The sequence below is a fragment of the Collinsella aerofaciens genome, from assembly GCF_020709435.1.
Taxonomy (GTDB): Bacteria; Actinomycetota; Coriobacteriia; order Coriobacteriales; family Coriobacteriaceae; genus Collinsella; species Collinsella aerofaciens_AU.
This window is the reverse complement of the sequence record NZ_JAJFDP010000004.1, coordinates 16,933-33,291: the sequence shown is the minus strand read 5'-3', so window position 1 is coordinate 33,291 and position 16,359 is coordinate 16,933. Positions and strand designations below refer to the sequence as shown.

Annotated in this window: 17 protein-coding genes; 9 read left to right on the top strand and 8 right to left on the bottom strand. The window is 59.9% G+C overall.

Features of this window, described 5'->3' with window-relative positions; all coding sequences use genetic code 11:
• Positions 1 to 27: 27 nt before the first annotated feature.
• Positions 28 to 2,031, bottom strand: coding sequence for a GTP-binding protein (locus LK493_RS04005; RefSeq protein WP_227790206.1), 2,004 nt, complete (start codon positions 2,029 to 2,031; stop codon positions 28 to 30).
• A 245-nt stretch (positions 2,032 to 2,276) separates the two neighbouring features.
• Between LK493_RS04005 and mscL the strand changes: the two genes are divergently transcribed.
• Positions 2,277 to 2,702 carry a large conductance mechanosensitive channel protein MscL gene (gene mscL, locus LK493_RS04000; RefSeq protein WP_227790205.1) on the top strand — a complete coding sequence of 142 codons (426 nt, stop codon included), beginning with the start codon at positions 2,277 to 2,279 and terminating at the stop codon, positions 2,700 to 2,702.
• 120 nt (positions 2,703 to 2,822) lie between these two features.
• Here mscL and LK493_RS03995 read toward each other — a convergent pair whose 3' ends face one another.
• A complete protein-coding gene (locus tag LK493_RS03995) occupies positions 2,823 to 3,311 on the bottom strand; it encodes a GNAT family N-acetyltransferase (RefSeq protein ID WP_227790204.1) in 489 nt (162 codons plus the stop codon).
• 77 nt (positions 3,312 to 3,388) lie between these two features.
• On the opposite strand from LK493_RS03995, the gene LK493_RS03990 reads away from it, so the two are divergent.
• A complete protein-coding gene (locus LK493_RS03990; protein WP_055310006.1) occupies positions 3,389 to 3,685 on the top strand; it encodes a hypothetical protein in 297 nt (98 codons plus the stop codon).
• A gap of 48 nt (positions 3,686 to 3,733) precedes the next feature.
• Here LK493_RS03990 and LK493_RS03985 read toward each other — a convergent pair whose 3' ends face one another.
• Positions 3,734 to 4,438 (bottom strand): class I SAM-dependent methyltransferase, encoded by a 705-nt coding sequence (locus LK493_RS03985; protein ID WP_227790203.1) that lies wholly within the window; start codon positions 4,436 to 4,438, stop codon positions 3,734 to 3,736.
• A gap of 439 nt (positions 4,439 to 4,877) precedes the next feature.
• Here LK493_RS03985 and LK493_RS03980 point away from each other — a divergent pair, with 439 nt between their 5' ends.
• Positions 4,878 to 5,282, top strand: coding sequence for a hypothetical protein (locus tag LK493_RS03980; RefSeq protein ID WP_227790202.1), 405 nt, complete (start codon positions 4,878 to 4,880; stop codon positions 5,280 to 5,282).
• A gap of 138 nt (positions 5,283 to 5,420) precedes the next feature.
• Here LK493_RS03980 and LK493_RS03975 read toward each other — a convergent pair whose 3' ends face one another.
• Positions 5,421 to 6,236, bottom strand: a complete 816-nt coding sequence (locus LK493_RS03975) for a putative RNA methyltransferase (RefSeq protein ID WP_196025953.1) — start codon at positions 6,234 to 6,236, stop codon at positions 5,421 to 5,423.
• A gap of 178 nt (positions 6,237 to 6,414) precedes the next feature.
• Here LK493_RS03975 and LK493_RS03970 point away from each other — a divergent pair, with 178 nt between their 5' ends.
• Positions 6,415 to 7,797 carry an MATE family efflux transporter gene (locus LK493_RS03970; RefSeq protein ID WP_227790201.1) on the top strand — a complete coding sequence of 461 codons (1,383 nt, stop codon included), beginning with the start codon at positions 6,415 to 6,417 and terminating at the stop codon, positions 7,795 to 7,797.
• Positions 7,798 to 7,824: 27 nt separating this feature from the next.
• On the opposite strand, the gene LK493_RS03965 is transcribed toward LK493_RS03970, so the two are convergent.
• Entirely contained in the window at positions 7,825 to 8,691 is an 867-nt protein-coding gene (locus LK493_RS03965; protein WP_227790200.1) for a LysR family transcriptional regulator, read from the bottom strand.
• Positions 8,692 to 8,849: 158 nt separating this feature from the next.
• Between LK493_RS03965 and LK493_RS03960 the strand changes: the two genes are divergently transcribed.
• Together LK493_RS03960 and LK493_RS03955 are read left to right on the top strand one after the other, a co-directional pair.
• Positions 8,850 to 9,752: a DMT family transporter gene (locus LK493_RS03960; protein ID WP_227790199.1), complete on the top strand. Its 903-nt coding sequence runs from the start codon at positions 8,850 to 8,852 to the stop codon at positions 9,750 to 9,752.
• Between the two features lie 88 nt (positions 9,753 to 9,840).
• A complete protein-coding gene (locus tag LK493_RS03955) occupies positions 9,841 to 10,566 on the top strand; it encodes a uracil-DNA glycosylase (protein ID WP_227790198.1) in 726 nt (241 codons plus the stop codon).
• A 50-nt stretch (positions 10,567 to 10,616) separates the two neighbouring features.
• Here LK493_RS03955 and LK493_RS03950 read toward each other — a convergent pair whose 3' ends face one another.
• From LK493_RS03950 to LK493_RS03940, 3 genes are all read right to left on the bottom strand, one after another.
• Entirely contained in the window at positions 10,617 to 11,297 is a 681-nt protein-coding gene (locus LK493_RS03950; protein WP_227790197.1) for an SDR family NAD(P)-dependent oxidoreductase, read from the bottom strand.
• Positions 11,298 to 11,306: 9 nt separating this feature from the next.
• Positions 11,307 to 12,029, bottom strand: a complete 723-nt coding sequence (locus LK493_RS03945) for a VUT family protein (RefSeq protein WP_022093974.1) — start codon at positions 12,027 to 12,029, stop codon at positions 11,307 to 11,309.
• 156 nt (positions 12,030 to 12,185) lie between these two features.
• On the bottom strand, positions 12,186 to 13,799 hold the full coding sequence (locus LK493_RS03940; protein ID WP_055252215.1) for a peptide chain release factor 3: 1,614 nt from the start codon (positions 13,797 to 13,799) through the stop codon (positions 12,186 to 12,188).
• Positions 13,800 to 14,014: 215 nt separating this feature from the next.
• On the opposite strand from LK493_RS03940, the gene LK493_RS03935 reads away from it, so the two are divergent.
• The 3 genes from LK493_RS03935 to LK493_RS03925 are packed head-to-tail and all read left to right on the top strand — an operon-like array spanning position 14,015 to position 15,995.
• Complete coding sequence (locus LK493_RS03935) at positions 14,015 to 14,395, top strand: GntR family transcriptional regulator (RefSeq protein WP_227790196.1); 381 nt, start codon at positions 14,015 to 14,017, stop codon at positions 14,393 to 14,395.
• A 23-nt stretch (positions 14,396 to 14,418) separates the two neighbouring features.
• Complete coding sequence (locus tag LK493_RS03930) at positions 14,419 to 15,300, top strand: ABC transporter ATP-binding protein (protein ID WP_227790195.1); 882 nt, start codon at positions 14,419 to 14,421, stop codon at positions 15,298 to 15,300.
• The gene (locus tag LK493_RS03925) at positions 15,297 to 15,995 is read left to right on the top strand and encodes an ABC-2 transporter permease (RefSeq protein ID WP_227790194.1); all 699 of its coding nucleotides are present in this window, start codon (positions 15,297 to 15,299) and stop codon (positions 15,993 to 15,995) included. The genes LK493_RS03930 and LK493_RS03925 overlap by 4 nt, the downstream gene beginning before the upstream one ends.
• Positions 15,996 to 16,359 lie beyond the last annotated feature (364 nt).

Below are 16,359 nucleotides of genomic sequence, written 5' to 3'. Positions count from 1 at the left end.
GCATGTGACAAAGGAGCTGTCCCTTTGTCACATGTGGCCGAAAAACTCGGCGTCTGCTGCTCGCCAGGGGCGGAAGGTGGCGGGATCGATCTTAACGTGCGCCGCGGCGGGCACGTCGTACCATTTGACCGTGTAACCGGCGCCGTGAGAGCAAAAGACCGAGTCGGGCGTGTTGGGCAGATCGGCCTCGGGCTCGTAGGCGGCTGCCTCGATCACGCGCTCGGCATCATGACAAGGCGCATAGCCGGCGAACTCCAGGTACAGATGCCCGCGACCGCTCGTGTAGGCGGCCACCTCCAGCGCATAATCCTGTACCTCGGATGCCGGCACGCGACCCACAATCTTCGCCCGGTCTCCCGCCATCGTCGGCGGCTCGTACTCGGCACCCATGCGTGTGGCATCCGAGAGCGCCCGGCCCACGCACTCCCCCGGCACCTCGAGCTCAAAGCGGTACCACGGCTCCAACAGCACCGCCGCGCCGGCCTCACGCGCCTGCATCAAACCCTGGCGAATCGCGCGGTACGTAGCCTGGCGAAAATCGCCGCCCTCGGTGTGTTTGGCATGCGCACGGCCGCCCGTGAGCGTAATGCGCACATCGGTGATGGGAGAGCCGGTCAGCACGCCCAGGTGATCGCGCTCCATGGCGTTGGTGAGCGCCAGACGCTGCCAGTTAAGATCGAGCTCGTCGGTCGAGGTAACGGTGCCAAACTGCACGCCCGAACCCGCCGGCAATGGCTCCAGGCGCAGATGTACCTCGGCATAGTGGCGCAGTGGCTCAAAGTGGCCCACGCCCTCGACCGGCTGCGAAATAGTCTCCTTATAGAGAATGCCGCCAGACTCAAAATCAATCGAAAGACCGAAGCGATCGGCCAACACCCGCTGCACGACCTCGAGTTGCACGGCGCCCATCAGCTGCAGGTGAATCTGCTCGAGATGCGTATTCCAGCTTACGCCGAGCATGGGATCTTCGTCCGCCAACTCAGTCAGTGCTTTGAACACCGCATGGACATCGTGTTCGCCCGGAAGCACCGTATAGGTGAGGACAGGCGCAATGACGGGCGCATCGCCCGCGGGCTCCGCGCCCAGGGCGTCCCCTGGGCGAACGTGTGCAAGACCCGTCACGGCGCAGATGCCGCCAGCGGCAACTTTCTGTGCAAGCTCGTATTTCTCGCCGTTATAGATGCGCACCTGATCGATCTTTTGCTCCCATGCCTCGGCACCGGAACGTCCGCCAATCATCTGTTTTGCGTGCAGCGTGCCGCCGGTCACTTTAACCCAAGCCAAACGCTCGCCGCGATCCCCGCGGCTGACACGATAGACGCGCGCGGCAAACTCCGGGAGCCACGCCTGTTCGCGCATCAGCGCACATATGCCATCCAGCAGTTCGTCCACGCCCTGGTCCCTGAGCGCCGAGCCGGCAAAGCAGGGAAAGAGCTTGCGCTCGGCAACCATGCGCGACAGCGTTGCGACAGAAAGCTCGCCCGCTTCAAAAAACTCCTCGAGCGCCGCCTCGTCCAACGCAGCAGCGTCCTCCTGAACGGCGCCGCCCGCCAGCAGTTCGTTAGCATCCAGGCAGCCCTCGGAAAGACGCTGCCCAAGCTGTGCCAGCAAAACATCGCGGCCGGGATTCTCCAAATCGATTTTGTTGATATAGATGAACGTCGGAATGTCATAGCGCGCAAGCAGGCGCCACAGGGTTTCGGTGTGTCCCTGCACGCCATCGTTGGCACCCACAACCAAAATCGCGTAGTCGAGTGCGCGCAGCGTGCGCTCCGCCTCGGCTGAAAAATCGACATGCCCCGGCGCATCCACGAGCATGACATGGGTATCGCCGTGATCGAGCACGGCCTGCGACGAGAAGATCGTGATACCGCGCTCGCGCTCAATCGCGTCAGTGTCCAGGTGCGAATCGCCATTGTCCGCGCGTCCGCGCTTGCGAATGCGGCCCGCGTTGAACAACATGGCCTCGGCCAGCGTGGTCTTGCCGGCATCGACATGTGCCAAGATTCCAACGACCGCTTGCTTCGACATGGCTCTCCTCTTATTGCAAGCCCATCGCACGCGGCAACGGGCACCCTCGTTCCACACTGGATGATACAATTTACGGGCCGGCGGGCGAAGCGGGCCCTATCCCCCGACCGAGCTCATCGCCCTGCGTTGCCGCGCGGCGATTTTCGTAGGTTCGCGCCTTGCGAAAGCCGGCACCTCCCCTTTTTGTCTGCCCTGGTTCATCTGGGACAGTAACAACGCGAGCCTCACAACAGCGAGGAGCCACCATGAAGGCATTGCTCAACGAGTTCAAGGAATTCATTAATCGCGGCAACGTGATAGACATGGCCGTCGGCGTGATTATCGGCGGCGCATTCACTGCCATCGTGACCTCGCTTACCGACAACATCATCAACCCGCTTATCTCCGTGATTGCCGGCGGTAGCGCCACCGAGATCTCGGGGTTGGTGGTGCCGGGCACCAATATCGACTTTGGCGCCTTTATCGGTGCATGCATCAACTTTTTGATTGTGGCGGCGATCGTCTTTGCCATCGTCAAGGCCTTCAACAAGGCACAGGAGATTGGCGACAGGCTCGCCGGTGCCACCACCGAGGAAGCCGCACCGGCGCCCGTCTGCCCGTATTGTCTGGAAGAGGTGCACGAAGGCGCGACCAAGTGTTGTCACTGCGGAAGTGAGCTGCCCAGGGAATAGTCGCGTAGACACAGCACTATCAACCACACGGCAAGCACCCCAGGCGCCGCAATTAACTAAATTTGGCCCCGTTTGGGGCCATTTGTCGTTCGAGTGAATTGTTGCCGTGAGGCCCGGCTTTTACGCCTCGCGCAGCCAATCGAACGCGACGCGCGGCGTACCGTCCGACACATATACGATACCGGCGCGCTTAAACCCGGCCTTGGCGATGGCTCCCTGCATGGGCAGGTTGTCCTGATGCGTGTCGATGCGCAGGTGATCGGCACGCTCTTTGGCAAAGGCGAACATCGCAGCCGCGATACCGTGCACGGTGCCGTCGGATGCCACACGGTGCAGCACGGCGTACGGAGTGTCGCTACGCCATTGACCGTCCTCAATTACGTCATAGCACTCGTCCGGGCCCGGTAAAAAGGCAAACGTCGCCACCACGCGACCGTCGACTTCGCACACATAGCTGTCACCGGCGGCGATATCGGCAGCCAGCTGCTCGGCAGAAGGCGTGCCCTCGGGCCACTGCGTGGCGTTGCCATGCGCGCGCATAAAGGCGCGGGCCGCGTCATAGATAGCCATGACAGCGGGAATGTCGGTATCGAGGGTTTTTCTGATCATCACGCGGCGACCTCACGTTTATTGGTATCACTTTGACTGAGCAATGATACCAACGTTTTGAGAAGGGCGCGAAGCAGATGGGAAGCAAAAAGCGAGCCGCCTGGTCAAAGGCCAAAAGCGAGTTTTTGGGCGCTGCCACCGGCGGCGATATGAGCGACCTGTTTGCGCGCGAGGACGAGCGTCGCGACGCCTTGGACGCCGAGCGCGATGAGGCTTGGCGCTACAAGTCGTGCGAGCGCAAAAACCGTTACGACACGCGCGCCGAGGCCGAGGCAGTTATGGCCGACTGCGAAAACCGCGGGCGGCGTGGTTTGGCCTGCTACAAATGCGAATACTGCGGCGGCTGGCACCTGACATCGCACCCTTGGAAATAGGCACCGCATCGGCACGGCGCTAGCGAAGCGCCGGTAATCGCACGCAAGTTACGGGCGCGGCGGCACTAAAACATCGTAACGAACTGCCTTGCCCGCAAGTTGATAGCTCGGCTTAACGCCGGCAAGCAGCGGCCCCTTCACCGGTCGCTTGATAACCACCTTGCGCGGATGCACCGCAAGCGCAGCTTCGACCAGCGTCTCCTCATCGGCGCACGGCTGTTCCAGATGATGCAAAAGTTGGAACTTCTTTTTAACCGCCGCGCTCTTGGTGCGCTCGGGAAACATGGGGTCCAGATACACCACGTCGGGAGCCGCGAGCTCGCCCTGCCCGATCAGCTCAGCTGTATGGCGAAGGCCGGTAATACTGTCCTCGCCCGCATGTAAGCGCATGCGCGCCACGGCTGTCGCAAGCGCCGGATCATCTGCCGCGCGATCCAAAGCATCCTTGAGGAGTGCCGCGATCACGCAATCCTGCTCATACAGATCGACGGTAAAGCCCGCGGCCGCCAACAGCAGCGAATCCTCGCCAAAGCCTGCCGTGGCATCAATCGCCCATGGGCACTCGACGCCTTTTGCGCGCGCAGCCTTTACCAGCAGCTCTTGCCGCAGACGGCCCTGCTTGAGCCGCGGATGCATGCGGGTGAAATCGGCACGCAGCTCCATCGTGCCGTCGGTGAGCGTGAGGCCCTCGGACTTCCCGATTAGCTCAAGCCCCGCGGACCGAGCAACAGAAAAGGGATCGACGACGCCCATGGGTACTCCTTAACAAGCAAAACGAATACGCGAGCGCCGTTTATGTCGGCACCCAACCGTCCGCTATTGTCCCACATGCGACATGGCCCACAGCATCCCAATGCAAAGCACCGCCATCAATCCCGTGCACACGGCAGCGATCACAGAATCACCCATGCGCCTTCCCAACGACCGCGGCTCATGCACTTGCCCTGCTCCGTACATCATGGCTCCTCCTTGAGACCAGCTCTTACCATGGACCCATCATCGCAGCGCCGCGCATACGCTGCCATCGATTTGGCTTACGTCCAGCTTTCCTTTTTGAAAGGTTGGGTTGGGTCGCGCGGGCTCAAAGCGCTTTCAGGCGCATGCATCGCTGCGTTGAACTACAATGTGCTTCACCATATGTGCAGTACATTGGGTGCGCCAAGTTGGCGTGCTCGTATCGAAAGGACCAGCCATGAGCAACGCCTGCAAATTACTCAAAATCCTATCGTTCTTCTTCTTTGTCGTCGGCATTCTAAGTGCAGGCATGGGTGCTACAGCGCTCTTTGCGGGCAGCGCGGCAGGCGATATCACGGGTGCCATGATCGTCTCTTGCGTCGTCGTCATCGTATTGGGCGTCGTCGAAATTGTGACCGCTGTCTTTGGTATCCGCGCGGCAAATAATCCCGCCAAGGCTGGCGTTGTCTGGATCTGGTCCATCGTCTGCCTAGCATGTTCGGTCATCAGTCTGCTCCTCTCCCTGCCCCTCTTGGGTGGGACTGGCTCAAGCATCCCCGATTTTACCGGCTTGATTGTCAGCATTATCTACTTTGTACTCGCCAACCGCGTCAAGAAAGAGGGCATGGACCGTTTGAGCTAAGCCGCATCCGTGTCAATCGCTCAGCGACTCTGGTATATACGCCAATAAAAAGGGCCGATCGCGTAGCAACGCGGTCGGCCCTTTACGTTTGCCCAGATAAAACCTACCAAAATAAACCTGTCCCTTTTTGGCAGGTTGTTAGCTGTGGCGGTACTCGGCGATGATGAAGTCGATGTCAGTCTGAAGGGTATCGAGGTTTGCCAGGCGCTCTTTGTCGGCGGGGCGCGTGCGGTAGTAGTACGGCGTCATCTGGAACACCGCCTCGATGTCCGCCTGGGTCTGAAGCGTAATATTCGCAGACACCCGCTGCGTTCCGACCAACTCGAGCTCGGTGGTCTGCGGCAGCTTCTCGTCATTAAGATATGGCGTGTCGTAGAGCACCTCCTTGAGCCCAAACAAATGACGGGCACCCGGCACCACGGTATAGAGTGAGCCCTCTGGCGCCAGCACGCGGGCAAACTCACGCTCGTTAAAGGGAGCGAAGAGCTCGGTCACCATATCGAAGGCGCCGTCCGCCACGGGGATGTCCTTCATGTTGGCCACGAAATAGGTCGCATCGCCGCGCTTGGCGGCCAGGCGCACCATCTCTTTGCCCAAGTCGAACCCGTAAGCGCCCACGCCCGGCACCGCGCCCATGGCACTCGTGTAATAGCCCTCGCCGCAGCAAATATCGAGCAGCGTCATGGGGCCGCTCGTAGACGCAGCACGCCCAGACACCTGCTTGCGCACCAGCTCGACCATCGCATCGCGCAACGGTGCGTAGTATCCGCGGTTCAGAAAGTCACGACGGCTGCGTGCCTGCGACTTGGGATCGCCCATGGAGTCGCCGCTCTTGGACGAGCGCAGCAGATATAGATAGCCCTCGCGCGCACGGTCAAACCGGTGTCCGCTCGCGCATGCAGCACCGCGTTCATTGTCCACCAACGGCTCATGGCAAACGGGACACAACAACATGGCAACTCCTTAGCGCGAACAACACAACGCACACCATTGTCGCACGCCTTCCCCACCTAGTCATTGGGGACGTTCTTGAATGACTAGTCGTTTAAGAACGTCCCCAACGACTAGCCAATTAGGAGTATCATCGTCTGCGCAAATAAGCACGATATAGCATGTTAGAGATTGAGAGCGCATGGCTGATACCGTATCTAAGCACATTGACATGACCACCGGCTCGCTGTGGCGAAATATTCCCCTGTTCGCCTTCCCCGTGGCCGCCACGAGCATCTTGGAGCAGCTGTCGAACCTCATCGCCACGGTCATCATCGGCAACTTCTCGGGCGACCAGGGAACCCTCGCCATGGCGGCGGTCGGCTCCAATGTTCCGCTTACCAGTCTTATGCTCAACCTGTTTATTGGCATGTCGCTTGGCTCCAACGTGGTCATCGCCAACGCTATCGGCCGCAACGACCAAAACATGGTCAAACGCGCCGTCCATACCTCGATTTTAATGGCGCTCGTGGGCTTTGTCGTCATCGCACTGGGCGAGATCTTTGCCGAGCCCATGCTCGCCGCGCTCAACGTTCCCGCCGAAACCATGCCGCTCGCTTCGCTCTACCTGCGCGTCTTTTTGCTTAGCATGCCCTCGATCTTGCTCTACAACTTTGAGGCCGCGATCTTCCGCTCCGTCGGCATCACTCGCATGCCGCTGCAGGCGCTTGCCGTGTCCACCGTCCTCAACATTGGCCTGGATCTCATCTTTGTCCCCGTACTCCACTGGGGCGTCGCGGGCGTCGCCATCGCCACCGCCATCGCCTACACCGTCAGTGCCGCTACACTCTTTATCCGCCTGCTCAAGACCGACTCCGTCGTCCGCGTCACCCTACGCGACCTGGCTATCGACCCCGTCGCCCTCAAGCGCATCGTCAAGATCGGCCTGCCCGCCGGCATCCAAAGCGCCGTCTTTGCCGTCGCCAACATCATCATCCAGTCTGCCATCAACAGCCTGGGCACCGAGGTCATGGCGGCATCGAGCGCCGCCATGAGCCTGGAGTACGTGTGCTACAACCTGCTCAACAGCTTTAGCCAGGCCTGCACCACCTTTGTGGGACAAAACCACGGTGCCCGCCAGATCGACCGCTGCACCAAGACGCTCAAGGTCTGCCTGGTCGAAGGCGGTATCGTTGCCCTCACCACGATTATCGTTATTGTCGGCCTCGGGCGCGAAATCCTATCGCTGTTCAACAGCGATCCCAACATCGTCTCGATCGGCTATATCCGCGTGTGTTCGATCTTCCCGGCGTACGCCTTTAGCATGTTCTACGAAAACATGTCAGGCTACCTGCGCGGCTTTGGTATTTCACTCACGCCCGCCCTCATCACCATGATCTGCGTCTGCGGCATCCGCTTCTATTGGGTGTTCTGCGTGTTCCCGCACTTCCGCACCTTTGTGAACATTATGATGGTCTACCCCATCAGCCTGGGCACCACGGCGTTCTTTATGGTCGTGGCGGTGCTACTTTGCCACCCGGCACGCACCTATCGCGCCACCCAAGCCAGAGCGACAGCCCGCTAAACACCGCACTCAACGTCACGCCAGTCATTAATTGACAATATGCGAGCTCATATAGTCGATAAACCGCCTCGTGGCGATAGGCATGGTGTCCCAGCTGCGCCAGGCGGCCACCACGTCGCGCGAGGGAGCATGCACGATGGGCCGCACACGAATTTCGGCTCGCATGCCCTCCACAGTACGACGGTAGAGCATGCTCACGCCTAGGCCCTCCTCCACCATCGCCATGATGGTGTAGTCGTCGGTGACCTCACTCGTCACGTGCGGCGACAGGCCATGCGCCGCAAATGCATCGAGCACCAGGCTCTGCTCGCCCTCATCCAGCAGCACAAACGGCTCGGACGCCAAATCGGCGAGCGTCACCTTTTCCTTTGCCATCAGCGGATGCCCGACAGGCAACAGCGCCACCAACTCGTCGTGATAGACCACGCGCTTCTCGAGCCCTGCGGTAAAACCGCGTGCCGTAAAACAAAAATCAACCACGCCATCGTGCACCCACTGGGCGTTGCGCGTGTAATCACCCTGCTTGAGGGTAAAGCGTACGCCCGGGTGCAGCGCCCCAAAGTCGCGGATCACACGCGGCAACACGGTTCGACTCACGTTGGTAAACGTCGCAATACGAATATCGGTCGACGAAAGCCCCAGCAGCTCCTGGCGCTTGCCCTCGAGCTCGGCCTCGGCGGTCACGATCTGGCGCAGGTACGGCAGATACTGCTTGCCGTCGCGCGTAAGCGAAACGCCCTGCTTGCCGCGCTCGATAAGCGTGGTGCCTAACTCGCGCTCGAGCGCCTTGACGGCCTGGCTCACCGCACTTTGCGTATAGCCCAGCTCATCGGCCGCGCCCTTAAGACTGCCGCGATCGACCACCATACAAACAATCTGATACCGCGATGCCATTGTGCCTCCCCATCAATGCAGACGTAAAACGTTTTGCCAGGGCTTTTTCTGCCAACATTAGCATTTCTTAATCATACTGAAGATACATTCGCTTTACTACATCCACATCTGAGAGCAGAATCCTTTTTACGAAACCGTTCTGTAACAAAAGGAGCCCCATGGATCGCAAAAAAGCAATCGCGCTCTCATTTTCCGTTCCCGTCGCATGGGGCTTTTCGTACCCCCTCATGAAGATCGGCATGGACAGCATGAACGCCACGAGCATCGTTGCGCTGCGCTGCATCATCGCCTTTGTGGCCTGCCTGCTGCTCTTCCACAAGCGCGCTTTCCGTATCAACCGCGACCTTATGGTTCGCGCCGCTATCATCGGCGCCATTATGGCAACCGAGCTCACCTGCATGTGCCTGGGCTCCAGCCTCACCTCTGCCTCCACTGCCGGCTTTTTGCAGAGCCTGACGGTCGTGATCGTGCCGTTTGCCAACGCCGCCCTGCTGCGTCGCGCCCCCGAGCGCAAGGTGCTCGTCGGCACGGCTATCGTCACCTGCGGCATGCTGCTGCTCTCGGGCGCCGACTTCACCAGCCTGAACCCGGGCGCGCTCATCATGCTGCTCTCCGCCTTTATCTATGCCAGCCACATTATCGTAGCCAAGCGCTTTGTCGAAGATGTCGACCCGCTGGCTCTGGGCGTTTGGCAGCTGGGCTTTGGCGGCCTGTTCTCGGGCATTGCCGCATGCGCCTTTGGCGGCTTCATGCTTCCCAGTACGCCCAGCGAGATCGTGGTCGTCGTCGCGCTCGCACTCATCTGCTCTGCCTATGGCTTTATCACCCAGACGCTCGTGCAGCCCCACGTGCCCGCCGAGACCACCGGCTTCGCCTTCTCGCTCGAGCCGGTCTGCTCTGCCGTCTTCTCGTTCTTCTTGGTTGGCGAGGTCCTGAGCCCCATCGCCTTCTTTGGCGCCGCCCTCATCCTCACCGGCGTCATGGCGGCAACCGTCGAGCTTCCGCGCCTCCGCGCACATGGACAGGCTCGCATGGCAGGAGCGCCCGAGCACGTTTCGTAGACCCCACTCTTCATACAGCCGCGGCATAAAGGCAACCGGTGCGCCTTTACAATAGATGCCAACAGAGCATCTGGCATAAAGGAGCCCCATGGACACCGCAACTCGCGATCGCAACATAGCAACTTGGTTGGGCGATGCGCCGCAGCCGGTACGTGACACTACGAACCAGCTGCTCGAGCGCATCGCCCTTTTGCGTGCCGAGCAGACCATCTACCCGGCACAAGACGACATTCTCAATGCCCTCGCCTACACGCCGGCCGACCAGGTCAAGGTTGTCATCTTGGGTCAAGACCCCTATCACGGACCCAACCAGGCAATGGGACTGTCGTTCTCGGTCCCCGCGACGCAAACCAAGTTGCCGCCGAGCCTGCGCAACATTTTCAAGGAACTCAAAGCCGATCTGGGTTGCCCCATTCCCGCCACGGGAGACCTAACCCCATGGGCACAGCAGGGCGTCCTGCTCCTCAACACCACGCTCACCGTGCGCGAGCATGCCGCCAACTCGCACGCCAAACTGGGCTGGAGCACGCTCACCGACTACGTTATCGAACGCTGCTGTCAGCTGCCCCAGCCGGTAGTCTTTTTGGCATGGGGCCGCTTTGCCCAGCAGATGGTCGAAGGCAAGCTCGCCGCTACCGGCGCGGGCAAGGCAACCGGCAAGTTCTGCCTGGCCTCTACGCACCCCTCGCCGCTTTCGGCCAACCGTGCCACGGCAGAACTCCCCGCTTTTATGGGGTCGCGCCCCTTCTCTGCCGCCAATCGGCTACTCGAACAGCACGGCTCGACCCCCGTCAACTGGACTTGCATCGGCTAAAAATCGATACATCAAAAACGCGCCCGACGGCTTTCCATCGGGCGCGTTTCCTATTCGGGCCAAATAAATTGTGTGCGACCGGCCTCGCCGCCATCGATCAACAGACTCTGTCCGGTCATAAACCGGTTGGTCACGCCCACAAAGTAGATCCACTCGGCGATCTCTTGGGCGGTGGCCCAGCGCTTAAGCGGCGTGAGCTCCATAATCTGGTTCCACAGGTGTTCGTCTTCCATCACGCAACGGTTGAGCGGCGTGATAACGCCGCCCGGGTCCACACTGTTGGCAATGGCCTGCGGTGCCAGGCGGTTTGCAAGGTTCTTGGTGTAGGCGATAACGCCGCCCTTGCTGGCAGCATAGGCAGGAAACTCCGATCCCGTATGCCCGCTCGCCGACCCCACATTGACCACGGATTTGATAGCCGGCGCCGGCTTGGCGGCAAGCCCCTCCCCCGCAAAGGCGTAGCGCTCGGTCACGTTGATGATGCCATACAGGTTGGCGGCGATGTCGTCAGCCGAATCCTGCGTACCGGCAACGTTCACGATCACCTGGGGTTCAAGATCGTCTGGAAACGCGTCCGGCTTGCGAACATCAACGATCAGATGGCGGTAGCGCTCGTGTTTGATCGCCGCCGGTAGCAAATCAAAGCCCACGACCTCGTGGCCCTCGTCCAAAAAGCGCTGCACGCATGCGGCTCCAATGCCGCCCGAAGCACCCGTGATCAAAACCCGCATACTTGCTCCTTAGGCGGTTGCGTGGCGCTCGAGGTACTCGGAGCCCACATTCTCGCGCTCCCAGCCGCGCACGACCTTGTAGCCCACGGGGCTCAGGAAAACCTCGCACAGCAGCTCGGCAACAGCGCCGGTCAGCGAGCACATAAGGACCTGCACCCAGGTCCAACCAAAGAACGTGTGGCTCACCACAATGGCAAAGACCAAGTTGTCGATAAACTGGCCAACACCCGTGGACACATAGGAGCGGAAGGCGAAGCTCGCAAAGTTATTCTTTTTGAGCATGCGGCCGAGCGACTGGTTGAGCGTGGAGTTAACCACGGCAGAAACGAGCATTGCCAGCGAAGAGCCCAGCACCACGTACCAGGTGCCGCCGATGGTGGCGTTAAGGGCGGTGTTGACCTCGATCATGCCGGTGTCGTAGTAGGCGCCCCACATACCGGGCGTGAGCGAGCATGCCCAAAAGCACAGGCTCACGGCCAGGTTGACCAGCAGCGCGAGGATAGAGATTTTGATGGATGCCTTGGCGCCAAAGCGCTTGCAGATCATGTCCTGGCACAAAAACGAAACCCAGCTCACCACAAAGCCGCAGTCGAGTGCCAGATACGGCAGGCTGATAAGCTCTTTGTTGGCCAGCAGGTTCATCATGATAACGCTCACGAAAAACAGCGAAACCGTTGCCGCGGGAATGCTCCGCAGCAGGACCTTGTAGTCCTCCATGACCTTCTTGATCATTATGTACTCCTTTGGTTTTAGGTTTAACGAGTAGGATATCGGACCCGAACTGCTCGGACGCCCCGGTCTTGAGACGACGGGGGGTATGATAGCCGCTCGCGCGGCATAAGGCAAACAAACGGCGCGGCAGCCCCGCAGGGCCACCGCGCCGATGCGTTAAAAGGCCACGTTGCCAAACTCCGACAGGATAAGGTCGGGGTTGTGGTCAGTTGCCCAATCCACGTTCCACGGGCTCGTGAACAGCAGCAGCTTACCGCCGCGCATGTCCTCGACGCGCAGTGTGTCGCGCGTGAGCGAAAGGCCCGGGATATCGATGGTGTCGGGGTCGTTTTGGATCCAGCGGATGTCCGTATAGGGCAGTGGCTGGCGACGAACCTCAACACGGTACTCGGCCTTGAGGCGGCGCTCGAGCACCTCAAACTGCAGCACGCCGACCACGCCCACAATGACGCTCTCCATGCCGGCACCCAGTTCGCGGAAGATCTGGATGGCACCCTCCTGGGCAAGCTCCTCCATGCCCTTGACGAACTGCTTGCGCTTGAGCGTGTCGACCTGCGTAATGCGAGCGAACATCTCGGGGGCAAACGTCGGGATCTGCGGATACTGCACGTGGCGCTTGCCAGAGCACACAGTGTCGCCGATGCTAAAGATACCCGGATCGAACAGGCCCACGATATCGCCTGCGTACGCCTCGTCCACGATGGCGCGATCGTCGGCCATCATCGACGTGCCCGTGGCAAGCTTGAGTTTGCGGTTGCCCTGCACGTGGAAGGCATCCATGCCGCGCTCGAACTTGCCCGAGCAAATGCGCACAAAGGCGATGCGATCACGGTGGTTCTTGTCCATGTTGGCCTGGATCTTAAACACAAAGCCGCTAAAGTCGTCGCGGCAGGGATCGACCGGCTCGCTGGTGAGCGTATCGGTATAGGCACGCGGCGTCGGGGCCAGGCGCAGGAACTCCTTGAGGAAGGGCTCCACGCCAAAGTTGGTGAGCGCCGAGCCAAAGAACGCCGGGCTCAGCTTGCCGCAGGCCACGGCATCCAAGTCGAGCTCGTCGCCGGCGCCATCGAGCAGCTCGATGTCGTCCATCAGGTTCTTATGGTTCTCCTCGCCGATGAGCTCATCCATGGCAGGGTCGCCCAGCTCGGCCTCGACCTCGGCGACCTTCTTGGTGGCGTTGGCGTGGCCGTCGCCCTCAAAGGCAATGACGCGACGAGTCTGACGGTCGAACACGCCGCGGAAGTTGCGGCCGCTGCCGATCGGCCAGTTCATGGGATACGTATTGATGCCCAGAACATTCTCGATCTCTTCCATGAGCTCAAACGGATCGCGAGCCTCGTGGTCGAGCTTGTTCACAAAGGTGAAGATGGGAATGTGGCGCAGCGTGCAGACCTTAAAGAGCTTCTTGGTCTGGGCCTCGACGCCCTTAGCGCCGTCGATGACCATGACCGCAGCATCGGCGGCCATAAGGGTACGGTAGGTATCCTCCGAGAAGTCCTGGTGGCCGGGGGTATCGAGGATGTTGACGCAGGCGCCGTTGTAGGTGAACTGCAGCACCGAGGAGGTAACGGAAATACCGCGCTCCTTCTCGATGTCCATCCAGTCCGAGACGGCATGCTTGGCCGAGCTCTTGCCCTTGACCGAGCCGGCAGTCTGGATGCTGCCGGTATAGAGCAGCAGCTTCTCGGTAAGTGTGGTCTTACCGGCGTCCGGGTGGCTGATGATCGCGAATGTGCGGCGCGACGAGATTTCATCCGACAGGCTTGCCATGCGGATCCTTTCTTGCATTGAGTGCATTACGTCGTTGTAACCGTATTATTGTAGCCGCGAAATCCCGCTCTAGGGCGCCTATCAGGACAAATTCATCAGTTGGGGCCTGGGTAGCCGGGCCAATCGGTATTTACCTCTTGCGTAACTGTGCATAGTGTATATATACTGTGCTTACCGGTTATATACACGTGTAGCCCAACAGCTAAGGAGCCGCTGTGGACATCATCCTATCCAATTCGAGCGATAAGCCCATCTACGAGCAGATAACCTCGCAGGTCAAAGCTCAGATCTTATCGGGCGCACTTACTGCGGGAGCCAAACTCCCCAGCATCCGCGCACTCGCGAGCGACCTAGGCGTGAGCGTCATCACCACCAAGCGCGCCTACGCCGATCTGGAGCAGCTCGGGTTTATCTGTACCGTGCAGGGCAAGGGCTGCTTTGTTGCCGACGGCAACCAGGAGCTCTTGCGCGAAAACCAGCTCTGCCATATCGAAGAGCTGCTTACGAAAGCGGCGAGCCAAGCCGAAACCCTGGGTGTCACGCGCGACAAGCTGCACGAGATGCTCGACCTGGTAGCCCCCGAAACCATGCAGTAGCCATCTGCAAGAAAGGCTATACCATGCAAAACTTGCTTGAACTCAAAGGCATCTCACGCACTGTAAGCGACCGCTTTTCACTGCGCGACGTCACGCTTGCCGTGGAGCCTGGCCAGATCGTCGGCTTTGTTGGTGCCAACGGTGCTGGCAAAACAACGACGATTCGAGCCGCGCTCGGGCTTATAAAGCTCGATGCCGGCGAGGTGCGCCTGTTTGGGCAGCGCTGTGGCGCCGACGCGCCCGATGAGACACAGCGTTGTCTACGTGCCCGTGTCGGCCTCGTGCTGGACACGTGCCCCTTCCCTTCAACGCTCAAGGTGGGCCAGATCGAGGCACTCGTAGGCCCGGCGTACCCCACGTGGGACTGCAAAACGTTCGCCGGATTCATCGACCGATTTGGCCTCGATCCCAAGACAAAGGTCAAGGACCTCTCCCGCGGCATGGGCATGAAACTGCAGCTTGCCTGTGCACTCAGCCATAATGCCAAGCTACTCCTTTTGGACGAAGCCACCGCGGGCCTCGATCCCATGGCGCGCGAGGAACTGCTCGATGAGCTGCTTGCTTTTGTCGCCGACGGTCAGCACAGCGTGCTGCTCTCGAGCCACATTACGTCCGACCTCGATCGCGCCGCCGACCGCGTCATCTGCATCGATAACGGCTCGATTGTGTTTGACCTGCCGCGCGAGGACATTACCGACCGCGCCGGCATCGCCCACTGCACCCAAGCGCAGGCCGCCGAGCTTATGGCTTGCGTCGAAGGTGCCCATGCCGCCCGCCACGCCTATAGCGTGGACGTGCTCGTGCCCAACCGTCGCGAAACGCTCGAGGCCTTTCCCGAGATTCCCTGCGATCGGGCAACCATTGACGACTATCTTCGCCTCACGCTGAAAGGGGCTTCAAAATGAAACGCGCCTTTATGTCCGAGCTCGCCATCGCTCGCACGCTCATCCCGAGCATTGCGGGCGTCGGCCTGTTCATCTTCGTCGTGCTAACCCTTGCCAACGCATCGGACGGCGATTCCGGTATGAGCGCCGGCGCCTGCGCGGTCAGCGCCATGTCGCCCATCATGGTCATGAGCTCGCTGGCCGGCTTCGACAATCAAAACGGATGGGAGCGTTATCGGGCAACGCTGCCTCTCACGCGCAAAGACATAATTTGCGTACGCTACCTGTGCATCGTTGTCTTCTCGGCCATCATGGCCTGCGCCGCCGTGCTTTTGAACATCATCGCCCTTCCGTTCTTCAACAGCGCGGACGTGACCTCGACGGGACAGACCGTCTTTGAGATCGCAATAGCCTCGGCAGCCTCGATGCTCATCTCCCTCATGATGGTGTTTTTGGCACAGCCGTTATTCTTTCGTTTTGGACATATGGAGGCGCTGCGCCTATCCGTTGGCCTGTTTGCCCTGCTCTGGTGCCTTGCCATTGCCACGTTGAGCTCCTCCAACCCCATCAGCAACTGGCTCATGTCGATTGCCGGGGCGAATCCCGATCCCGCCGTCCTTGACTGTCTGTGTGCAGGAACTGCAGTACTGGCGCTCGCACTATGTGTAATCAGCTGCGCTGTCAGCACCAAGGTTTATCGAGCACGCGATCTGTAATCGACGGCTAAAAAAGCTTAGGTGGTACCCCGCTTATTTTTTCAATGTAACGAGGCGGCATAGCGTCACCACCGCCCTTCACAGCAGGCCGTCTAGTTCTTGGCAACCAAAAAGACACCGTCAGCATATCGAAGGTGAATACTTTTCCGAGAAGTGAACGAGTAAAAACAGTGCCCTGTAGCATCGACATTTTTAAGGACTCAATTCCTGCGGTTTTTGTCTAAGAATCCTGCAGTTTTGTTCGAAAAAGTGTGTATGTTCCAGGGGTCCAGATTTACTCGTTCACTTCGCGGAAAACCATTCACCTTCGATTCGAGCCTTAACCAAATGCCCTCTCGAACTATGGCCCCTGTCTCACCACAGC